Origin of the sequence: Maribacter sp. Hel_I_7 (assembly GCF_000688315.1) — a bacterium.
Taxonomy (GTDB): Bacteria; Bacteroidota; Bacteroidia; order Flavobacteriales; family Flavobacteriaceae; genus Maribacter; species Maribacter stanieri.
Genome location: NZ_JHZW01000002.1, coordinates 1814303 through 1833354, shown reverse-complemented (window position 1 = coordinate 1833354; position 19052 = coordinate 1814303). Strand labels below are relative to the sequence as shown.

Annotated in this window: 14 protein-coding genes and 1 tRNA gene; 7 read left to right on the top strand and 8 right to left on the bottom strand. The window is 34.6% G+C overall.

The genetic code is table 11. The annotated features are described in order from the left end of the window. The first annotated feature begins 10 nt into the window (after nt 1–10). Nucleotides 11–574, top strand: a complete 564-nt coding sequence (locus tag P178_RS0109480; protein ID WP_036145995.1) for a C40 family peptidase — start codon at nt 11–13, stop codon at nt 572–574. 1 nt (nt 575) lies between these two features. Beyond that, nucleotides 576–2588: a ComEC/Rec2 family competence protein gene (locus P178_RS0109475; RefSeq protein WP_027066009.1), complete on the top strand. Its 2013-nt coding sequence runs from the start codon at nt 576–578 to the stop codon at nt 2586–2588. Nucleotides 2589–2594: 6 nt separating this feature from the next. On the opposite strand, the gene P178_RS0109470 is transcribed toward P178_RS0109475, so the two are convergent. Both P178_RS0109470 and P178_RS0109465 read right to left on the bottom strand, forming a co-directional pair. Continuing rightward, nucleotides 2595–4127, bottom strand: coding sequence for a peptide MFS transporter (locus P178_RS0109470; protein WP_027066008.1), 1533 nt, complete (start codon nt 4125–4127; stop codon nt 2595–2597). A 15-nt stretch (nt 4128–4142) separates the two neighbouring features. Continuing rightward, nucleotides 4143–6308, bottom strand: a complete 2166-nt coding sequence (locus P178_RS0109465; protein WP_027066007.1) for a S9 family peptidase — start codon at nt 6306–6308, stop codon at nt 4143–4145. Nucleotides 6309–6518: 210 nt separating this feature from the next. On the opposite strand from P178_RS0109465, the gene P178_RS0109460 reads away from it, so the two are divergent. Together P178_RS0109460 and P178_RS0109455 are read left to right on the top strand one after the other, a co-directional pair. Beyond that, entirely contained in the window at nt 6519–7832 is a 1314-nt protein-coding gene (locus P178_RS0109460) for a hydroxymethylglutaryl-CoA reductase, degradative (protein WP_027066006.1), read from the top strand. Nucleotides 7833–7846: 14 nt separating this feature from the next. After that, a complete protein-coding gene (locus P178_RS0109455; RefSeq protein WP_027066005.1) occupies nt 7847–8758 on the top strand; it encodes a GYDIA family GHMP kinase in 912 nt (303 codons plus the stop codon). Between the two features lie 48 nt (nt 8759–8806). On the opposite strand, the gene P178_RS0109450 is transcribed toward P178_RS0109455, so the two are convergent. The 6 genes from P178_RS0109450 to P178_RS0109420 all read right to left on the bottom strand — a co-directional run bounded on the left by P178_RS0109450 (nt 8807) and on the right by P178_RS0109420 (nt 16564). Next, the gene (locus P178_RS0109450; protein ID WP_027066004.1) at nt 8807–10924 is read right to left on the bottom strand and encodes a peptidylprolyl isomerase; all 2118 of its coding nucleotides are present in this window, start codon (nt 10922–10924) and stop codon (nt 8807–8809) included. A gap of 110 nt (nt 10925–11034) precedes the next feature. After that, complete coding sequence (locus tag P178_RS0109445; protein WP_051638274.1) at nt 11035–12261, bottom strand: hemolysin family protein; 1227 nt, start codon at nt 12259–12261, stop codon at nt 11035–11037. Between the two features lie 258 nt (nt 12262–12519). Continuing rightward, on the bottom strand, nt 12520–13131 hold the full coding sequence (gene lptC / locus P178_RS0109435) for an LPS export ABC transporter periplasmic protein LptC (RefSeq protein ID WP_027066001.1): 612 nt from the start codon (nt 13129–13131) through the stop codon (nt 12520–12522). Between the two features lie 5 nt (nt 13132–13136). Further along, complete coding sequence (locus P178_RS0109430; RefSeq protein WP_027066000.1) at nt 13137–14510, bottom strand: tetratricopeptide repeat protein; 1374 nt, start codon at nt 14508–14510, stop codon at nt 13137–13139. A 38-nt stretch (nt 14511–14548) separates the two neighbouring features. Further along, nucleotides 14549–15835, bottom strand: a complete 1287-nt coding sequence (locus P178_RS0109425) for a hypothetical protein (protein WP_027065999.1) — start codon at nt 15833–15835, stop codon at nt 14549–14551. Further along, complete coding sequence (locus tag P178_RS0109420) at nt 15836–16564, bottom strand: type III pantothenate kinase (protein ID WP_027065998.1); 729 nt, start codon at nt 16562–16564, stop codon at nt 15836–15838. 100 nt (nt 16565–16664) lie between these two features. On the opposite strand from P178_RS0109420, the gene P178_RS0109415 reads away from it, so the two are divergent. The 3 genes from P178_RS0109415 to P178_RS0109405 all read left to right on the top strand — a co-directional run bounded on the left by P178_RS0109415 (nt 16665) and on the right by P178_RS0109405 (nt 19052). Next, a tRNA-Phe gene (locus tag P178_RS0109415) sits at nt 16665–16737 on the top strand. A 75-nt stretch (nt 16738–16812) separates the two neighbouring features. Next, nucleotides 16813–17784, top strand: coding sequence for a phosphotransferase (locus P178_RS0109410; protein ID WP_027065997.1), 972 nt, complete (start codon nt 16813–16815; stop codon nt 17782–17784). Next, nucleotides 17781–19052 carry an ADP-ribosylglycohydrolase family protein gene (locus tag P178_RS0109405; protein WP_027065996.1) on the top strand — a complete coding sequence of 424 codons (1272 nt, stop codon included), beginning with the start codon at nt 17781–17783 and terminating at the stop codon, nt 19050–19052. Before P178_RS0109410 ends, P178_RS0109405 begins: the two co-directional genes overlap by 4 nt.

Sequence of the window (19052 nt, the reverse complement as noted above, 5' to 3'; positions counted from 1 at the left end):
CTCTGTTTTTATGCGCATACTACCATATTTTATTGTTATTTGTTTTTTAGCCAGTTGTGGCGTTAAAAAAAATAGTACTTCTGACAAGGAGCGAAAAATTTCTGTTGCAGCTGCCAATAATGAACGGACAGGTAATACAACAGTAACAACCAGAACAGAAGAACGAACTGTCAACACCTCATTTACAAATACCAAGGCAGACGAAATAATCAATACAGCACTTTCATTTTCTGGCACTAGATATAAGTTTGGTGGTACCACAAAAAAAGGAATGGATTGTTCTGGTTTGCTTTATGTTTCCTTTGGTGAGCATGATGTTCAACTACCAAGAACTTCTTTTCACATGGCAGAAGAAGGGCATCGCGTTACGGTTAAAAATGTAGAAAAAGGTGATCTATTGTTTTTCAAAACTAGCAGAGGTTCTAAACGTATTAACCATGTAGGTATGGTTGTAGGTACCGATAATGACGAAATAACTTTTATTCACGCATCAACATCTCGAGGTGTTACCGTATCATCTTTAAGAGACGGCTTTTGGAACCAAGCATTTGTAAAGGCTACAAGAATTTTATAACATGAAACTCTTAGCGTTTATTCCTATCAGATTAACGCTATTACTAATTGTTGGAATTTTAATAGGTCATTACTTTTCGTTCAACCCTACACATCTCCTCTTTACAACTCTTTTTCTTTTTGTTCTTCTTGCTAGTATTTTCGTTTTTGAAAAGAACACGAAATCTATCCTTTTCGGAGCAATTGCTACGCTATCGTTTATACTCCTTGGCATCTACAGTTATACTGCTGCTCAACCTATAAATAACCCTAGCCACTATAGCAAATACACACAAGCAAAAGATGCGCTTTGGGGTTTAAAAATAAAAGAAATACTAAAACCAAATCAATTCTCTAATCGGTATTTTGCAACGGTTGAAGGTATTGATGACAAGAAATTTAGTGGCAACCTATTAATTACTATACCAAGAGACTCTACTTATCAAACCTTGAATGTTGATGATGAATTGTTAACCTATGCTGATATTCAATCTATTCCCAATCCTTTAAATCCACATCAATTTAATTACAAAAAATACTTAGAAAATCTTGGGATTTATCATCGTATGAACATTACCCCTGGTACATTTGTGAAAATAAAAAACTCGCGTGCAACCCTAATAGGCACTGCTGCCAAGGCACGTAATTATATTATTAAAAAACTTGATCAAGAAAATTTCGGAGCAGATGAATTAAGTGTTATTCAGGCTTTGCTACTAGGTCAACGTTCAGACATCTCAGAAGAGACTTATACGAACTACCAAAAAGCCGGCGCCGTTCATATTTTAGCTGTATCGGGCTTACATATCGGTATTCTACTATTACTAATTCAGTTTTTACTAAGTCCACTACAATATTTCCCTAAAGGCAGAACTATTACCCTAATCCTATCTGTTCTTTTGTTGTGGACATTTGCATTTATTGCAGGACTGTCTGCAAGTATTATACGTGCTACTACAATGTTTACTTTCGTAGCCTATGCCCTCTATTTAAATAGACCTAGCAATACATTTAACATTCTTGCACTTTCCATATTGTTCATTCTTCTATTCATTAATCCTAATTTGTTATTTCAAGTGGGATTTCAAATGAGCTACGCTGCCGTATTTGCCATTTTATGGATATTTCCTTTGCTAAAAAAATTATGGTTTCCGAAGAACAAAATCATAAGATACTTCTGGCAGTTGCTGTGTGTTAGTGTTGCTGCTCAATTAGGTGTTTTACCTATTAGTTTATATTATTTTCATCAATTTCCGGGATTGTTCTTTATTTCGAACTTAGTAATCATACCTGCATTGGGAGTTATTCTAGGTATGGGCATTTTAGTAATATTCTTGACCTTGCTAAATTGGCTACCTTCTCAATTAGTATGGTTTTACAATGAAGTTATCGGTCTTATGAATAGCCTTATCGCATGGGTCGCTAAACAAGAAAACTTTATTTTCAGTGCAATCTCTTTTGATTTCATTCAGCTAGTTCTAGCTATTCTAGTTCTTGTTATGGGCATTGAACTTTGTACAAAATTCACCTATAAACGAATAATTTTCTTCTTAATAAGCATCTTGTGTTTTCAAGGCTGGACGGTGTATCGAAATTTTGAGTCTAATAAAAAGTCGGAAATATTAGTTCTACATCAAACAAGAAAAAGTATTATTATAAATAGAAATGGAAATAATTTATCCATCATCACCAACAAAAATAATACGCCAGATTATTTAATATCTGATTACAAAACTGCAGAACGAATAGATAATGTAAAATTTGATTCGTTAAACAATAGTTATACTTTTCTAGACAAATCGCTATTGATTATTGATAGTACAGGAATTTATCGGAAATCAACATCTAACAGAATACTTCTAACACAATCCCCTAAAATTAATTTAGACAGACTTATTGATAGTTTGATGCCAAATGAAATTATTGCAGATGGTAGTAATTACAAAAGCTATGTTAACCGTTGGAAAGCGACTTGTATAAAAAACAAAATCCCTTTTCACTATACTGGCGAAAAGGGATATTATAATTTTGAATAAATTAAATTAATGAACTTTACCCATTAATCTTTTTATTAGAGGAGATGCCAAAAGAACAATTGCTCCAGCACCTATAGCGTATTTAGCTATTAGCATAAACCCATCTGTATATACAGTTAGCGTTTCAAAACCACCTACGTTTTTATCTGTACTTTCAATTGCAAGTTGCTTACCAATAAAGCCTACTATCTGAAAAGCAAATGCTGATGATAAAAACCAAACACCCATTATAAAAGCAATTAAACGCAATGGTGCTAAATCTGTCATTTTAGATAAGCCTACAGGAGACATAAACAACTCTCCTACAGACAATAAGAAATACATCAATAATAAATATGTGAATGGAACAAAGCCACTTTCGTTTGCACTACCACCACTTAAGGCAAGTACATAGAAACTTATACCCGCAAAAAGCAATCCTAATCCGAATTTATATGGTGTTCTAGGATTCCACTTTTTCTTACTTAACCATGTCCACATCATTGAAATTGGAATAGCCAATATAATAATGAACATAGAATTCAATGAATTTGTTTGGGCTGCAGACATAATACCATCTAAGTCAATGTTTCTAGCTGCAAACAGCGTAATAACACTACCTGACAACTCATGGAAACCCCAAAATATGGTCATAAAAAATGTAAGCAATACCGCGACAAATAACTCTTTTCTCTCCTTTACATTAGCCTTAAACATTTCATACGCCAAGTAAGCAAGTACCGCAATACCTATTCCTGTAAAGATTACATTGACTATATTTTGATCTGCGAACATACCATCAGTAGCAATAGCTTTATAAGATGCCAATAACAAAGCAATTAATGGTGCAGAAAGCACAGCCAGCACTGGCACCAAAATTCCCTGCTTAACTCCAAGAACCTTTTTTTCTAATACATGCTCATTTGGTGGTAATCCCCTATCTCCAAATACATTGGTCTGGATACCTCTCCAAAATACGATTAAGCCTGTTAACATACCAATACCTGCCAAGCCAAACCCATAATGCCAACCGTAGGTGGCAGCTAACCAACCACACAATAAAGGTGCTACCCAACCACCAATATTAATACCCATATAAAATATAGTAAAACCAGAATCCTTCTTGGGATCTCCTTTTTCATATAAGGTACCTACGAATGTGGAAATATTAGGTTTAAAAAAGCCATTACCTACAATGATTAATGATAGGGCTAAGAAAAAAGCCATGTTATCTTCAATAGCCAAAACAAAGTGACCAATAGACATAAGTATTCCTCCCAAGAAAATTGAATTTCTCATTCCCAATATCTTATCCGATAATTTTCCGCCAATTACCGTAGAAGCATAAACTAACGAACCATAAGAAGAATATACCGCAGCGGTAGCGTAATCTCTTTCAGCCAAAGCTTGAAAGATTACATCTATCATGTAAAGTGTAAGTAGTGCACGCATACCATAGAAGCTAAAACGCTCCCATAACTCGGCAAAAAATAAGTAAAACAAACCTTGTGGGTGTCCAAAAATCTGTTTCTGGTCTGAAATTTCAGTACTTTCAGTCATAGTTCAATTTGTTAGTTATAAGTTCTCTTTTATAAAATTGGTCATTTTATTATACAGGTGAATTCTTGTGTTTCCACCATAAATACCGTGATTTTTGTCTGGATAAATGCCCCAATCGAACTGCTTGTCCGCTTGAATCAAAGCTTCTATCATACGCATAGAATTCTGTACATGAACATTATCATCACCAGTACCATGAATCAATAAATAATCTCCTTCCAATAACTGTGGATAGTTAAATGGCGAGTTATCATCATATCCACTTGGGTTTTCCTGTGGCGTTTGCATATATCGCTCCGTATAAATTGTATCATAAAATGCCCAGGACGTAACCGGTGCAACTGCAATTGCCATTTCAAAAGTATCATTACCCTTTAATATGCAATTGGTTGACATAAAGCCGCCATAACTCCAACCCCAGATACCTGTTCTTTGTTCATCAACATATGCCAATTCACTTAATTTCTTTGCTGCAGAAATTTGATCTTCTACCTCATACTTACCTAGTTCCTTTTGAGTGACCTTCTTGAAATCTCTCCCTTTTAAACCTGTGCCACGACCATCTACACATGCAACAATATACCCCTCAGACACCAACATTTGATGCCAATAATCATTTGCACCCATCCAGCTATTAGAAACATTCTGAGAACCAGGACCGCTATATTGGTACATAAATAAAGGATACTTCTTAGCTGGATCAAAATCTTTTGGCTTAATCATATACATGTTAAGATCATTGCCATTAATAGAAATTGTAGAGAACTCTTTTGGACTAACAGCGTACCCATTCAATTTTTCCAATAACTGTTTATTGTCCTTTATATCTTTTACTTTCTTACCATTAATTGCTTGATGTAATGTATACATCGGAGGCATTTCTGCACTAGAGAACGTATTTATGAAATAGGTGAAATCTGCACTAAACGAAGCATTGTTTGTGCCTTCTGTTACCGCCAATGCCTTCTTGTCATCACCACCGCTACTAATATTGTAAACGCCACGATTTATAGAACCATTTTCTGTAGATTGGTAGTAAATTTTATCTTCGTTTTGGTCATAACCATAATATTTGGTTACTTCCCAATCACCTTTTGTAATCTGATTCATTAAACTACCATCTTCCCCATAAAGGTAAATATGGTTCCAACCATCTTTTTCGCTAGACCAAATAAAACTATCATCTTCTAAAAATGTTAGGTTATCAGTTATATCTACATAAGCATCGTCTTTTTCTTCTAACAAAACAGAAACATCACCTTTTTTGGCATCAATAGAATACATCGTTAAATGATTTTGATGTCTGTTCAAGGTTTGAACACTCAACATATTTTTATGGTTTTTCCACTTGATACGTGGTATGTAATAAGCGTCATTTAAATCCACTGCAGTAATTGCACCACTGGCAACATCTAAAAGATGTAAGGTAACAATCGAGTTATTCTCCCCTGCTTTTGGATATTTAAAAACGTGAGGCTGTTGATATAACCCCGTTCCATAAACATCCATAGAGAATTCTGGAACATTGGTTTCATCAAAACGAAGGAAAGCTATTTTAGAACCATCGGCATTCCATTCAAAAGCGCGAACAAATGCAAATTCTTCTTCATAAACCCAATCAGTTACTCCATTTATTATTTCATTTTTCACTCCGTCAACCGTAACCTGCTTGGTTTCACCTGTTGCTATATTGAATAGGTAAATATTATTATCTTTTACGTAGGCAACTTTCTTTCCATCTGGCGATAGTGTTGGCTCTTGTATTTTGGCATCGCTTATTCTAATTACTTCCTTTGCGTCTATATCATATACATAAAATACACCTAAAGTAGAGTGCCTAAATATTGGCTCTATCTCCGTTGATAATATCATCTTTCTTTCATCGTCACTAAAGCTGTATGCTGAAAAGGAAGAAATACCTTGTAAATCTGCTGATGATACTATTGTGGAAACCTTGTTTAATGTTTTATAATCATATTTATCAACCGTAGTTATTTGGTTAAATCTATTTCTGTTTAGAACGGTATATTGAGTGCCATTCTTCATAGATCTTAGCGCATCCATCCCTTCAGTTCTAAAAGCGCCTTGATAAATCTCGGAAATTTCAATTTGTTTTTCCTGTGCCCAAGTAAATACGCTGAATGAAAGTAAAATCAACGCAAATAAGTGTGTTTTTCGCATAAATTATTGAATTTTGTTAAATCTCTCAAGTTTACCACTATTTCCTCAAAAAAACACGCTTTACCCCGAAAAAGAAACCGCATTTAACGCTTTGCCAAGTTAAAATAGATTCTTGTCAATATGCTTATCTTTACTACCGTAATAACATGTACGATTTTTGTAAATTTTGATCTTTACATAACATCAATCATAGAAGAAAGTTATACCTAAATGACCAAGCCAATAAGTGGTTTCTCCAAACTTACGAAAGAAGAAAAAATAGATTGGATCACCGCAAATTACACTCAAAATAAAGAACAATCAAAGAAAATTTTGCAAACGTATTGGAATGAAAACGAAAGCATTCAACAGCTGCATGATGAATTTATTGAAAATACACTCACCAACCTTTACGTACCTCAGGGCATTGCGCCAAACTTCTTAATTAATGATACGCTTTATGCCATACCAATGGCCATTGAAGAAAGTTCTGTTATTGCCGCAGCAAGTAAAGCTGCTAAGTTCTGGTTAAAAAGAGGTGGGTTCAAAGCTGAAATTTTAGGTACTGAAAAGGTAGGTCAAGTTCATTTTATTTTCAAAGGTGATGCCACAAAACTGAATTCGTTTTTCACTTACTTAAAGCCCATATTATTTGCAGAAAGTGCTTCTTTAACCACCAGCATGGAAAAAAGAGGTGGCGGTATTTCTGATATTGTTTTAAGAGATAAAACCTTAGACTTAGATCATTACTTTCAACTTCATGCAACCTTTCAAACGAAAGATGCCATGGGTGCCAATTTCATTAATAGTTGCTTAGAACAATTTGCCACTACCTTAAAAAAAGAGGCTGCAAATTTTGACGGATTCTCCGCTCAGGAGAGAGACGTAGAAGTTGTTATGAGCATCTTATCCAACTACGTTCCTAATTGCACAGTACGCGCCATGGTTAGCTGCGCTGTAGAGGATTTAAAGTTGACTACTGAACTAACTCCGCAACATACAGCTGAAAAAATAATACAAGCCATAAAAATTGCCCAAGTAGAGCCTTACCGTGCCGTTACGCATAACAAAGGAATTATGAACGGAATAGACGCTGTAGTTCTAGCCACTGGAAATGATTTTAGAGCTATAGAAGCCGGCGTACATGCTTATGCATGTAGAAACGGACAATACAGTAGTTTAACGCATGCCGAAATTGATAATGGAATTTTCAAATTTTGGATTGAGCTTCCACTTGCCTTAGGCACCGTTGGCGGACTTACAAATTTACATCCGTTAGTAAAATTAAATCTTGAAATTCTTCAACGTCCATCTGCAGAAGAATTAATGCAAATTGTTGCGGTTGCCGGACTTGCCCAAAATTTTGCAGCGGTGAGCTCTTTGGTAACTACAGGAATTCAAAAAGGACATATGAAAATGCACCTTTTAAATATCTTAAATCAACTAGGTGCCAATGAAAATGAAAAAGCTACATTGGTAGAATATTTTAAGACCAACCCTGTAACACATAACGGAGTTGAGCATCAACTTAAAAACCTCAGATAATAAGACGTTCATAAATGACCAAAGAATTTTATAGTAACGGAAAATTATTGCTAACAGGTGAATATGCCATTCTTGATGGTGCTAAAGGCTTAGCCTTACCCACCAAATTTGGACAGTCATTAACATTATTAGGTTCAGATTCAGAAAATTTTGTCTGGAACAGTTTAGATGAAAGTGATAATATTTGGTTTAGTTCTGAATTTTCAAAGAAGGATTTAAAAACAATTCATACCTCTGACAGAGAAGTAGCATACCGGTTATCTCAAATTCTTATAGAAGCAAAAAAAATAAATCCTTCATTTTTACAACATTCAACTGATTTTTATTCGGCAGAGACCAAAGCTACTTTCCCAAGAGATTGGGGACTTGGTACATCTTCCACATTAATTGCCAATATTGCTACTTGGGCAGAAATTAACCCATATCAATTATTAGAAGCTACCTTTGGTGGTAGCGGTTATGATATTGCTTGCGCAACGCACAATACTGCAATCACCTACCGAAGAAATGGTTTTGAACCAATAGTAGAAAGAGTGGTTTTTGACCCTAACTTTAAGGACCAACTGTTTTTTGTATACCTCAATCAGAAGAAGAATAGCCGAGATGCTATTAATAGTTACAGAAATTTAGATTTCAATAAAGAAAAGCTGATATTAGAAATAGATGAGATAACCGATCAAATAATAATGTGTGAACATTTAAAGGACTTTGAACTTCTATTGAATGAACATGAGACTATATTATCTAAAACGCTACAAATACCTACTGTAAAGAATTCTCTTTTTTCAGATTACAATGGAACTATTAAAAGCCTGGGAGCTTGGGGCGGGGATTTCATTTTAGCCACAGGAACTGCAACTGACATGTCTTATTTCAATAACAAAGGCTACAATACTATTCTACCGTTTCCAGAAATGATTCTATAAAAAAAGCATCCATTTTTGGATGCTTTTTTATAACTCTTAAAATTACTACTAGTAAAAAGTAGCTCTTTTATCCTCAATTTCAGAACCGTCTTTTAACGCATTGTAAACTGCAGTGTTTACACGGCTAGCTGCTCCTGTTTTTAAAGCATTAGCATATACACTATAATTATCTAATTTAGGAGCTTCTGTTTTCTTTACAATTTCTATTTTAAAAACTCCTGTATTTCCTTGAATTAGACCGGAAGTTGATCCAGCTGCCATTCCGTAAGCAGTACCTACAACTACTGGCTCACTACCTGCTCCTGGAATAGTTGGAGATTTTACAGTAAGTGCAGAAGCATTAGAAATACTTACACCATTATCCGATGCAATTGCACTCATATCCTTGCCCTTGTTGTCAGCTATTATTTTTGCCGCCTTACGTTCTTTTCTAATAATCGGTAAAACAAGAACAGAAGCATCTTCAGCACTCATTACACCTTTAGCATAACTACCTGTTAACTGAACTACCGCATAACCATTATTAATGTTGAATCTTTTGATATCACCAACTTCAGTATCAGCATTAAAAGCCCACTGAACAATATTTCTTTGATTAGATAATCCAGGAAGATTTTCGTCTAAAGCCTTAATTTTATTTACAGGACGAACTACATATTCTTCTTTTTTAGCTAAAGCAGAAAATGCACTTTCATCATCTGTAGTTTCCATTTCAAATTTAGTAGCATTTGTAAACAATGTATTAATTGTTTCTTCAGAAGCTACTATTTCTCTAGATATAGTAGCTATTTGAACTACATCCTCTTTATCGTCTATTTTAATAACATGAAATCCAAAATCAGTTTCAACCAATCCAATAGAACCTTCATTATTGTTAAAAGCAAAATCATTGAATTTAGGAACCATAACTCCTTTTTGGAAATATCCTAAATCACCACCGTTCGGTGCAGACGGTCCGTCTGAGTTATCTCTTGCCAATTCAGCAAAAACAACTCCAGATTTCTTAGCCTCTCTCAATAATTCCTTTGCCTTAGCTTCTGCTTCTTCTTTAGTTCTTGTAACTGCAGGGTTAGCTCTTGTAGCACCTGTATAAGCTAAAAGAATATGACTTGCTTTTACAGAACCATTTGGCTTTCTAGCAATCATTTTAGAAATCTTGTATGAATTTCCATCTTTATAAGGACCGTAGATTTGACCAATATTTAAGCTCATTAAAGTATCTGCTACGCTAGAAGGTAAATTTTTCTTTGCCTTGTATATTGTATCAAATTTAGTATCAGAATATCTATCTAAAAATGCAGTAACATCTTTTGTATTTCTGAATCCTTTAATAGTATCGTTACGGTCTGTTTGAGAATTATATTCAACAGTATCATCTAACAGTTTAGTGATCTCTTCTTTAATAGCATTTTGATCTGCTTCAGATGGCTTCTCTTGAAAATACACATATTGTAAATCTCTAGCAGGATCTTGCTTGTACTCTTCTTTATGCTTACTAACGTAATCCGCGATTTCGCTTTTAGTAACATTTATAGTACTATCTGGAATAGATGTGTAAGGTACTCTTACATACTTAATATCCATTTTTTCGTTAGCTAATTTATAATCTAACTCTCCTTCTTTCAAAGTAGCACCAACACCAGCCTTTACCATATTAAAGTACGTCTGTTCTTTTGCTAACTGAACGATTTCGTTTTCAGTTTGTAACCAAGCACTGTATTGTGCTGGATTGTTAACTTTCCAATCAGCTACCGTTTGCTTAAAGATGTTAGGATCAAACTGACCGTTTTGGTTTTGAAACTGAGGATTCTGTGCGTACCCAGTAGTTCTAAGAAAATCAACAATTTGATCTTGCTCTATACCAATACCTAAATCTTCAAATTGTTCTCCTAAAATTGTTTGTCTAACCTTGTTCTCCCAAACCTGATTTACAACTTGCATAGAAGATGTAGTTGGACCGACTCTATTTGAAGCTACTTCAACTTCTTGTCTGAATTCATCAATAGAAATATCTTCTCCATTAATTTCAGCTACAGACGAGCCTACTTTTTCTCCTCCAAAATTACTACTGGTAAATACCCCAGAAATAACAAATGCAAAAAGCGCTAAACCTATTATCAAGATCAACACTGTTGTACGTTTCCTAATATTTTCTAATACTGCCATTCTTATTAACGTTTAAAATAATCGTTTGTGGTTATTGGGAGGCAAAACTACCATTTTTAATTGAAATAATAAAAACTAAAAAGACTCCTAATTTATTGATTGATGCACTGTTATTCCTGTTCCAAAACTTCTATCGAAATCAAATCTATTTTGGTATTGGAAACTTCTAATACCGTAAACTTATAAGTCTCTATTGTAAGCTCTACTTCTTTTTCAGGAATTTCACCTAATGTATGTACTAAAAGCCCGCCAAGTGTCTCATATTCATCAGACACGGGTAGATTTAATTTATAATTCTCATTGATATCATCTACCTCTAAACGTGCAGAAAAAAGGAAATGACGGTCATCAACCCGCTCTTCTCTTAAGTCAGTCGTATCATGCTCATCTTCAATTTCTCCAAAAAGCTCCTCTACAATATCTTCTACCGTTACCAAACCAGAAGTACCTCCATATTCATCTAACACTACTGCAATACTTTTACGTTTCTTGATCAGCACATTAAGTATATCTTGAATTAGCATAGTTTCTGGAACAAACTCTACTGGCAATAAAATGCTTTTTATAGTTTTTGGTTTTTTAAACAACTCATATGAGTGTATGTAACCAATAACATTATCTACAGTATCATTATACACCAGTACTTTTGAATATCCGGTTTCTGTAAATATTTTAGCTAAATTTTTTGGCGTCTCATGCACTTCTACAGCAACGATTTCCGTTCTTGGAACCATAACTTCACGCGCTTTTACAGCTGCAAATTCTAATGCATTCTGAAAAATTTGAATTTCGGTATCTACCTCATCTTCTTCTTCTACGGCTTCCATCTGTTCGGTAATATAATCACCAAGTTCTAACTTACTAAATGCCAACTGCACCTCATCACCAGATGTTCCAAATACATATTTTAATATGAAATCTGATATCCAAATAATGAAATCTGAAATAAACGAGAACAAAATGTAGAACAAAAAAGCTGGAATCGCCAATAACTTCAACAGGTTATTAGCATAAATCTGAAAAAGAACCTTAGGTAAAAATTCTGCAGTTATTAATATTATAAATGTAGATATTAAGGTTTGGGTCAGCAGACTAAAATCAGTAATCAATAACTGTAGAATAGCATTATCAGGAACAATGCCCGTAAACCAATTCATTAGTAATTCTCCCATGAATAAGCCATAAATAACCAATGCTATATTGTTGCCAATAAGCATAGTCGCTATAAATTTTGATGGTTTTTTGGTTAGCCTGGTAAGTACCATAGCCAAAAATCCCTCTTGTTTTTTCTCTATTTCAATATGGATTTTATTCGCAGAAATAAAGGCAATTTCCATTCCTGAGAAAAATGCTGAAAATACTAAGGAAAGTATAATGATAATACCGGCTGTACCCACTATTTATTGTTATTATCCCGTTTACGTTGTTCAAATTTTTTCCGGTAGTTTCTTCTAAACAAGAACATTCCAATAGAGACTACTGCGAAAAATATGAAGAAATAAGCCATACTTCTATCAGTGTTCCAATCACTAAATATTCTATAAACCGAAAAACCTGCTACTAAAACATATAAGTACTCTGTATACCTTAAAATACTAATCATTCTCTTGTTCTTTATCTTCTTTAATCAACATTAAACCATACGTTTTATGGGCATTTAAAAACTTAAGGTCTTTTTGAATATCCATTCCCTCACCATCCATTACCGTTCCATCATCAGGATTGGTAAACGTAAACTTTTCTTGGGTGAACGCCCACTCGTTACCGCGATCGTAATAAAGTTGTGATGTTGCCAATTTCTTACCATCATCACCTTTAATAAGTACATTACCTCGCAAATCTACGATAGAAGTCTTAGAGTACAATACTCCGTAATCTGCTTCTATAGTAGTTTTCTCATTCTTCTCATTGAAAATTTCCACTAACAAGCCTTCTGGGAAGGTTTGATACGGAAATGTAAGTTGTTCAAAATCGTTTCTAATAGGACCGGACAAAACTGCCAACACCTTAGAAGAACCAACATCCTCAGATCCCAATTTTTCTGGAGATTCGGTATAGGTAAGCACAAAATCTTCAACTACACCTCTAGGGTATACTTTTTTTGCAGCTTCTTCACCAACTCTCTTGTAATTATCTTGACAAGATAAAAAAAGCATTGCCATGGTAGATACCACGGCAATGCCCTTAAAAATATAAATCTGTTTCATTTTTTCTATAAAGAAGGTACTTTCACACTACCTCCAACCCAACAGCCGAAAGTAACAGTTTTACCAGCCATACCTGAACTAAAGATCATTTCTTTAGATGGCGCTTTTGCACTATAACTGTTTGCTGCCTGACTAGAAGAACCACTTAATGATGGATCTACTCTACCAGCTTTTCTAGCCATATCTGCTGCTTTCCAATACATTGCTCTTTTCTCAAAAGCGCTAGCACCACAATCATTTGCACTAGTTGCATATAAGTTAGCTATTAATAAGTATGCTCGACCGTTAGACGCGTTAGCATCTATTGCCTTTTGTGCATAGCTACGTGCTGTAGACTTACTTCCTTTTCTTTTATTAATTACCGCTACTTTGTAAGCAATCTTAGATTTTTTCTCATTATTCGTTTCTAAAGACAATGCTTTATCGAAATCTGCAAGAGCTCCTTTAGTATCTCCATTCTTCATTTTCAAAGTACCACCGTATACATAAGCATCGGCAGATGGATCTAATCTTAACTGAGCTTCAAATAATTTCTGGAACATTGGATCATCTGTACATTCTTTGTTGAACATAAGACCAACAGCTCTTTTTACCCAAACAACATCGTTCTGTTTCTCTTCAAAACTCTTTTCGTAAAGAGGAATTAAGTTGCTACAATCAGCTAAAGGACCTAATTTAGAATCTATACTTCCTGCAATTTTACCGTAAACTTCAGAATAAGAATTATAAGATTTTAAACGAGATTTTTCTTTAGAAGTTAATGTACCAGCTTCTTCTTTAGGTAAAAGCTTAGCAATTTTACCAGTAAGTTGTTCGTTTTCAACCTCAATTTTTTCAGTAACAGCATCGTACACATCAAATACTTCTTGCAAATCTTTTCTACCAGCCTTATGCTCATCTACCAAACTCGAGAAATAGATATATAATGCTTTAGGGCTTTTAAAATTCTCTTGATCCTTTGTAAAGGCATCACTTAACATGCTGTACATTTTAGCATCGTCTGCCATTTTATTATCATACATCACTAACGCTTTGTCAACTTCAGTTTCAGCTACGCTAGTTTTAGATGCAAAATACTTCATCTTATTGTCGTAAAGACCCATAAGATCATTTGCAAATTTTTCTTTGTCGGCGCCCGTTGCCTTACCCATCTTATCTTTTAGTATACGTTCACCATATACATAGATAGCATTATTTAATTGTGGACAAGTTTCATAAACCATTTTCCATGGCTCATAAGCCGCATCATAATTTTTAACTTTCGAATGCTCAGAAAATATAGACAGGTTTGTCATACATTCAGGGTTTTGTGCCTGCGCATTGCTCACCCCCATCATTCCAAGGAACATTATTGCCGTGAAGTAAAGTTTCGATTTCATTTTTTCTCTTTTTAAATGGTTAATGTACTAATTTTTTATTAATTGATTTTTCTTTTCTGGAACCAGCGATCGTTAAGTGAAAGACCTACATTAAACTTAAAATAGCTCTCTTCAATTAAATCTGCTCTAGTAGTTCCTCTTTTACCAAATTCAAAACCTAAGTTAAGATTAGAAAAACTTCTACCCAGTGGTAACCCTAATCCAAAAGTTATGCCAAAATTATTTATATCAACATCATCCACCAACATACCTGTCTGATCTAAACGTAAACCTGCACGGTAAGTAACTCTCTTTAAGTAACTTGAAAAAGAATTATGGTCAGGTGTAATAAAAGCACCTAATGCAAACGAACTTGCATCCTCGTAAGAGATATTATCCGCTCCTAGAAAAGAATTTTCAAAAGAACTCATCTCTTGAAAACTATATTCCGCACCTACGAACCATTTATAATCTTCACCGTAACCTATACCCAACGTAGTAGTTGTAGGTATTTTTAATTCTGTATTACTTAAATTCTGAGAAGCTAAGTTCACCTCTAATTCTTCAATTGTACCGCCATTAGCTACAGAAAAAGAACCTATTTGTCTTTCATTCTTAGATACCAAATTACCCTGAGTATTTACACGAATAGAAGTATGAAGTCTTTGTCTTCCTTTTATAATAGGGGTATAATTTAAGGCATAATTAAAATCGAATCCATTAACTCTAGAACTACGTCTATCAAAAGTTCCAAATTGGATATCCTCTACTTGTTGTAATCTTTCACTATCTAAAGTACCAAAATTGAAGTTTATGGTTGCTCCAATACTTAAATCCTCTATAATTTCATATCCTATTGAGTAAAAAGCACGCGTTAACCCACCTTCACCTGAATATACGTTAACTAAAGAACCACTTGCAGTTGTTTGTTCTTCTGCCAAATTATAGCCTACAGAAGAATAAGGCATAATACCAAAGCCCATACCCAATCCATTACCAACACTAAAGCCTAAAGCTAAATAGTCCAAGCTGGTAATTGAGCTTTTTTGTTCTTCCGTAAAACTTTTAAGGGTATATTGCTTGTTAGATACACCTGCAGTATAGGTAACCAAACCTTCCTTATCCATTACTTCCAAACCTAACTTACCATAAGCGGCAGGGTTTTTCAAATTTAAATGAATACTATCGGCATATACGCCAATGCCTCCCATCATTTGATTTTCTACCGTACTGGCGTTTTTCAAATCACCGATTCCAAAGAAGGAATAAGGAGAAATAGTACCATCTTGAGCGTACATACCCACGGTGGTTATGTATACAATTGCAATTACAATTTTTCTGATCATTTAGTGCTTGTTGTATTCCAGCAAATAATTAAGCCCTTTCAGGAGAAATTTGGAATCCGCAAATATGGTATTTTTTAATCGTTTAGACAAAAATAGTGTGTCTCCACCGGTTAAAATAACTGTTAAATTTTCAAATCTAGCCTTGTAGAGATCAATGACACCGTCTATTTCAAGAGTAATACCATTTATTACACCACTATGCAGACAATTTTCTGTAGTATTACCTATATAGTCCAACAGCTCTTTTTTTTCGAGTAAAGGCAATTTTGCCGTTTGTTGATGCATGGCATTATACCTCATTTGAACCCCCGGAGATATTGCCCCTCCTAAATATTCATCAAAATCATTAAGCATATCATAAGTAACACATGTACCTGCATCAATCACCAAATTATTTTGATGAGGATTGAAATAATAAGCTGCCGTTGCCAAAGCTATACGATCAACACCTAAAGTCTGAGGCGAAGCATATGAGTTCTTAAATGGTACTTTTGATGCATTAGAAAGCTCATGTAGGTCACAAAAAACCGCCACAACCTTCATTTGCCCCTTAGAAAGCGACCCAACACTAGAAACTATGGAAGATTTTATATTTGGATAATCTTTAAATATTTTTTTTACCGATTTAACGAACAAATCGACAACAACAGTCTCTAAATGAATTAATTCCGACTTTTTAAATATTGCTAATTTGACGTTTGTATTACCTGCATCAATTATTAAATTCATGTTGCAAAGATTAAAAATTAAAAAAACATTTCTCTTTTTTCGCGATTTAGTTTGTAAATCCTAAAATAGAAATTATATTTGCAGCCGCTTACAGCGACATGGTGCCTTAGCTCAGTTGGTAGAGCAATGGACTGAAAATCCATGTGTCCCTGGTTCGATTCCTGGAGGCACCACAATAAATCCTTACTTAACGGTAAGGATTTTTTTGTTTTAATACCTATCTTTCAAATTACGAAAATATATAGGTTGTGTTACAAATAAACGAAGACAGTGCATTTATTTCTCTTCAAGATCACTTAAAATCTAAAGGTTGGTTAAAAGATCAAGAGGAAATCACCCAAATATCTAAAGCAGGAGAAGGTAATATGAATGTAGTATTGCGTGTAACCACCAATCTCCGCTCCATAATTGTAAAACAATCTAGACCCTTTGTTCAAAAATACCAGAACATTCCCGCCCCTATAGATAGAATTGCGGTAGAGCATACTTTTTACAAGGCTGTCGCAAACAGCACAATTACCTCTCACATTCCAACAATCATCGGTTTTGATGCCCATGCCCACATTCTAGTAATGGAAGACCTTGGTGATTGTGATGATATGACTTTTTTATATGAACAACGAAATATTAGCAATGAACAGTTTAACATTCTTACTGCAGTAATTCACCAAATTCACAATACTAAGCCGCCTGAAAATTTCCCTGATAATATTAAAATGCGAAAGCTTAATCATCAGCATATTTTCATTTTACCATTTTTATCTGATAACGGGTTTTCATTGAATGATATACAACCTTGTTTACAAGAATTATCAATACCTTACAAGGAAGATGAATTGCTAAAAGAAAAAGTAACGCTCATTGGAGAACGTTATTTATCTCAGGGAGATACGCTTTTACATGGCGATTACTACCCTGGCAGCTGGATGTCTAAAGACAATCAGCTTTTTATTATTGATCCAGAATTTGGCTTTTTAGGGTTTAAAGAATTTGATCTGGGTATAATGGCCGCCCATCTTATTATGGCTACTCATGACATATCCTATATCAAAAAAATAGAAAGTTCTTACCCTTCTGAAATTGATATTGAACTACTACAAAACATAGCTGGCATAGAAATTATGCGAAGATTAATAGGTTTAGCCCAACTACCCCTCAACAGAACCATATTAGAAAAAGCGGAATTATTAACCATGGCAAAAAACTTAATTCTATCATGAAGTATGTATTCTTCTTAATTATTATTTGTCTAGTAGGATGTAAAAATGGTGCCGAAAAATTTAATATCCCCTCTCCAACTTCAAGCAATTATACAAACAACGTAGCTCAGTTACCAGATTCTGTTTACTTCGATAAAGTTTTGGGTGCTTTAGTAGGCTCTGCAATTGGAGATGCTATGGGTGCATCTACCGAAATGTGGCACAGAAAGGATATTCAATTAACGTACGGATACATTAACGGACTAACACCTGCCGTACGTGAACAATCACCAGAAGGTACTTGGGACCACAACCTTTTAGCTGGAGCTACTACTGATGATACCCGATGGAAAAGCTTGATGGTTCATTATTTTAAAGCCACTCAGAACAAAACGAATCCTGATACATTCACTGAATTTATTATTGACTATTATAATACATTAACGACAACGTTAAGTAATAAAGAAATCCAAACTAGTACGGATGCATTAGATACCCAAATTGAAAAAATAGATTGGATCAAAGAATGGGCACGCGTGGCATTGGCATATAAAAAAGATAAAGACAGCTATATAAAAGCCCAGAATAGATTTTATGGCGGAGAAATGTCTTGTGCCGGACAATTGTACTCACCAATGATCGGTCTTATTTCTAAATCACCATTAGAAGCATATGACAAAGCTTATGATTTGAGTTTATTTGATATTGGCTATGCTAAAGATATTACTGCCTTGGTGTCTACAATGACCTATATGGCAACAAGAACCCAAGACCTGGACTCTATTATGAATGCACCTAAGTTTATAGACCCAATAGGTTATGCAGATAGTAGATTAGTTGGGCGCATACCTACCGCCATCTTAAACAGCGCCCAGATAAATGTTCGTCGTATAAATGAAATAACTTTTGATTCTCTTTTACTACAAGACACACTTACTTACAAAGTACCTAAAGGATTTTTAGGTACTAAAAAGGACTGGATTCGACAAGAAATGCTTTTCCGCTTATTAGAAAAAGATGAACGTGGTATTGCATTTCATTCTGCAGAAATTTGGCAAATACTTGTTACCGCCCTAGAATATGGTCGAGGAGATTTCGAAAAAACAATGCAATTTATTGTTAATTATGGTCGCGACAATGATACAGTGGCCGCCATTGCTGGCATGATACTCGGAGCCAAATTAGGCTACAAAGCTTTGCCACCGCAACTGAGTGAAACCATTATAAATGTAAATAGAGAAAACATGGGCATAGACCTTGAAGTTTTAGCCCGTGAAATATCTCAATAA

Coding starts and splice junctions, on each gene's coding strand:
- P178_RS0109405 (WP_027065996.1), top strand. CDS start 17,781: ATGAAGTATGTATTCTTCTTAATTATTATTTGTCTAGTAGGATGTAAA.
- lptC (WP_027066001.1), bottom strand. CDS start 13,131: ATGAAACAGATTTATATTTTTAAGGGCATTGCCGTGGTATCTACCATG.
- P178_RS0109465 (WP_027066007.1), bottom strand. CDS start 6,308: ATGCGAAAAACACACTTATTTGCGTTGATTTTACTTTCATTCAGCGTA.
- P178_RS0109425 (WP_027065999.1), bottom strand. CDS start 15,835: ATGATCAGAAAAATTGTAATTGCAATTGTATACATAACCACCGTGGGT.
- P178_RS0109480 (WP_036145995.1), top strand. CDS start 11: ATGCGCATACTACCATATTTTATTGTTATTTGTTTTTTAGCCAGTTGT.
- P178_RS0109420 (WP_027065998.1), bottom strand. CDS start 16,564: ATGAATTTAATAATTGATGCAGGTAATACAAACGTCAAATTAGCAATA.
- P178_RS0109475 (WP_027066009.1), top strand. CDS start 576: ATGAAACTCTTAGCGTTTATTCCTATCAGATTAACGCTATTACTAATT.
- P178_RS0109470 (WP_027066008.1), bottom strand. CDS start 4,127: ATGACTGAAAGTACTGAAATTTCAGACCAGAAACAGATTTTTGGACAC.
- P178_RS0109450 (WP_027066004.1), bottom strand. CDS start 10,924: ATGGCAGTATTAGAAAATATTAGGAAACGTACAACAGTGTTGATCTTG.
- P178_RS0109455 (WP_027066005.1), top strand. CDS start 7,847: ATGACCAAAGAATTTTATAGTAACGGAAAATTATTGCTAACAGGTGAA.
- P178_RS0109445 (WP_051638274.1), bottom strand. CDS start 12,261: ATGGAAATTGCCTTTATTTCTGCGAATAAAATCCATATTGAAATAGAG.
- P178_RS0109460 (WP_027066006.1), top strand. CDS start 6,519: ATGACCAAGCCAATAAGTGGTTTCTCCAAACTTACGAAAGAAGAAAAA.
- P178_RS0109430 (WP_027066000.1), bottom strand. CDS start 14,510: ATGAAATCGAAACTTTACTTCACGGCAATAATGTTCCTTGGAATGATG.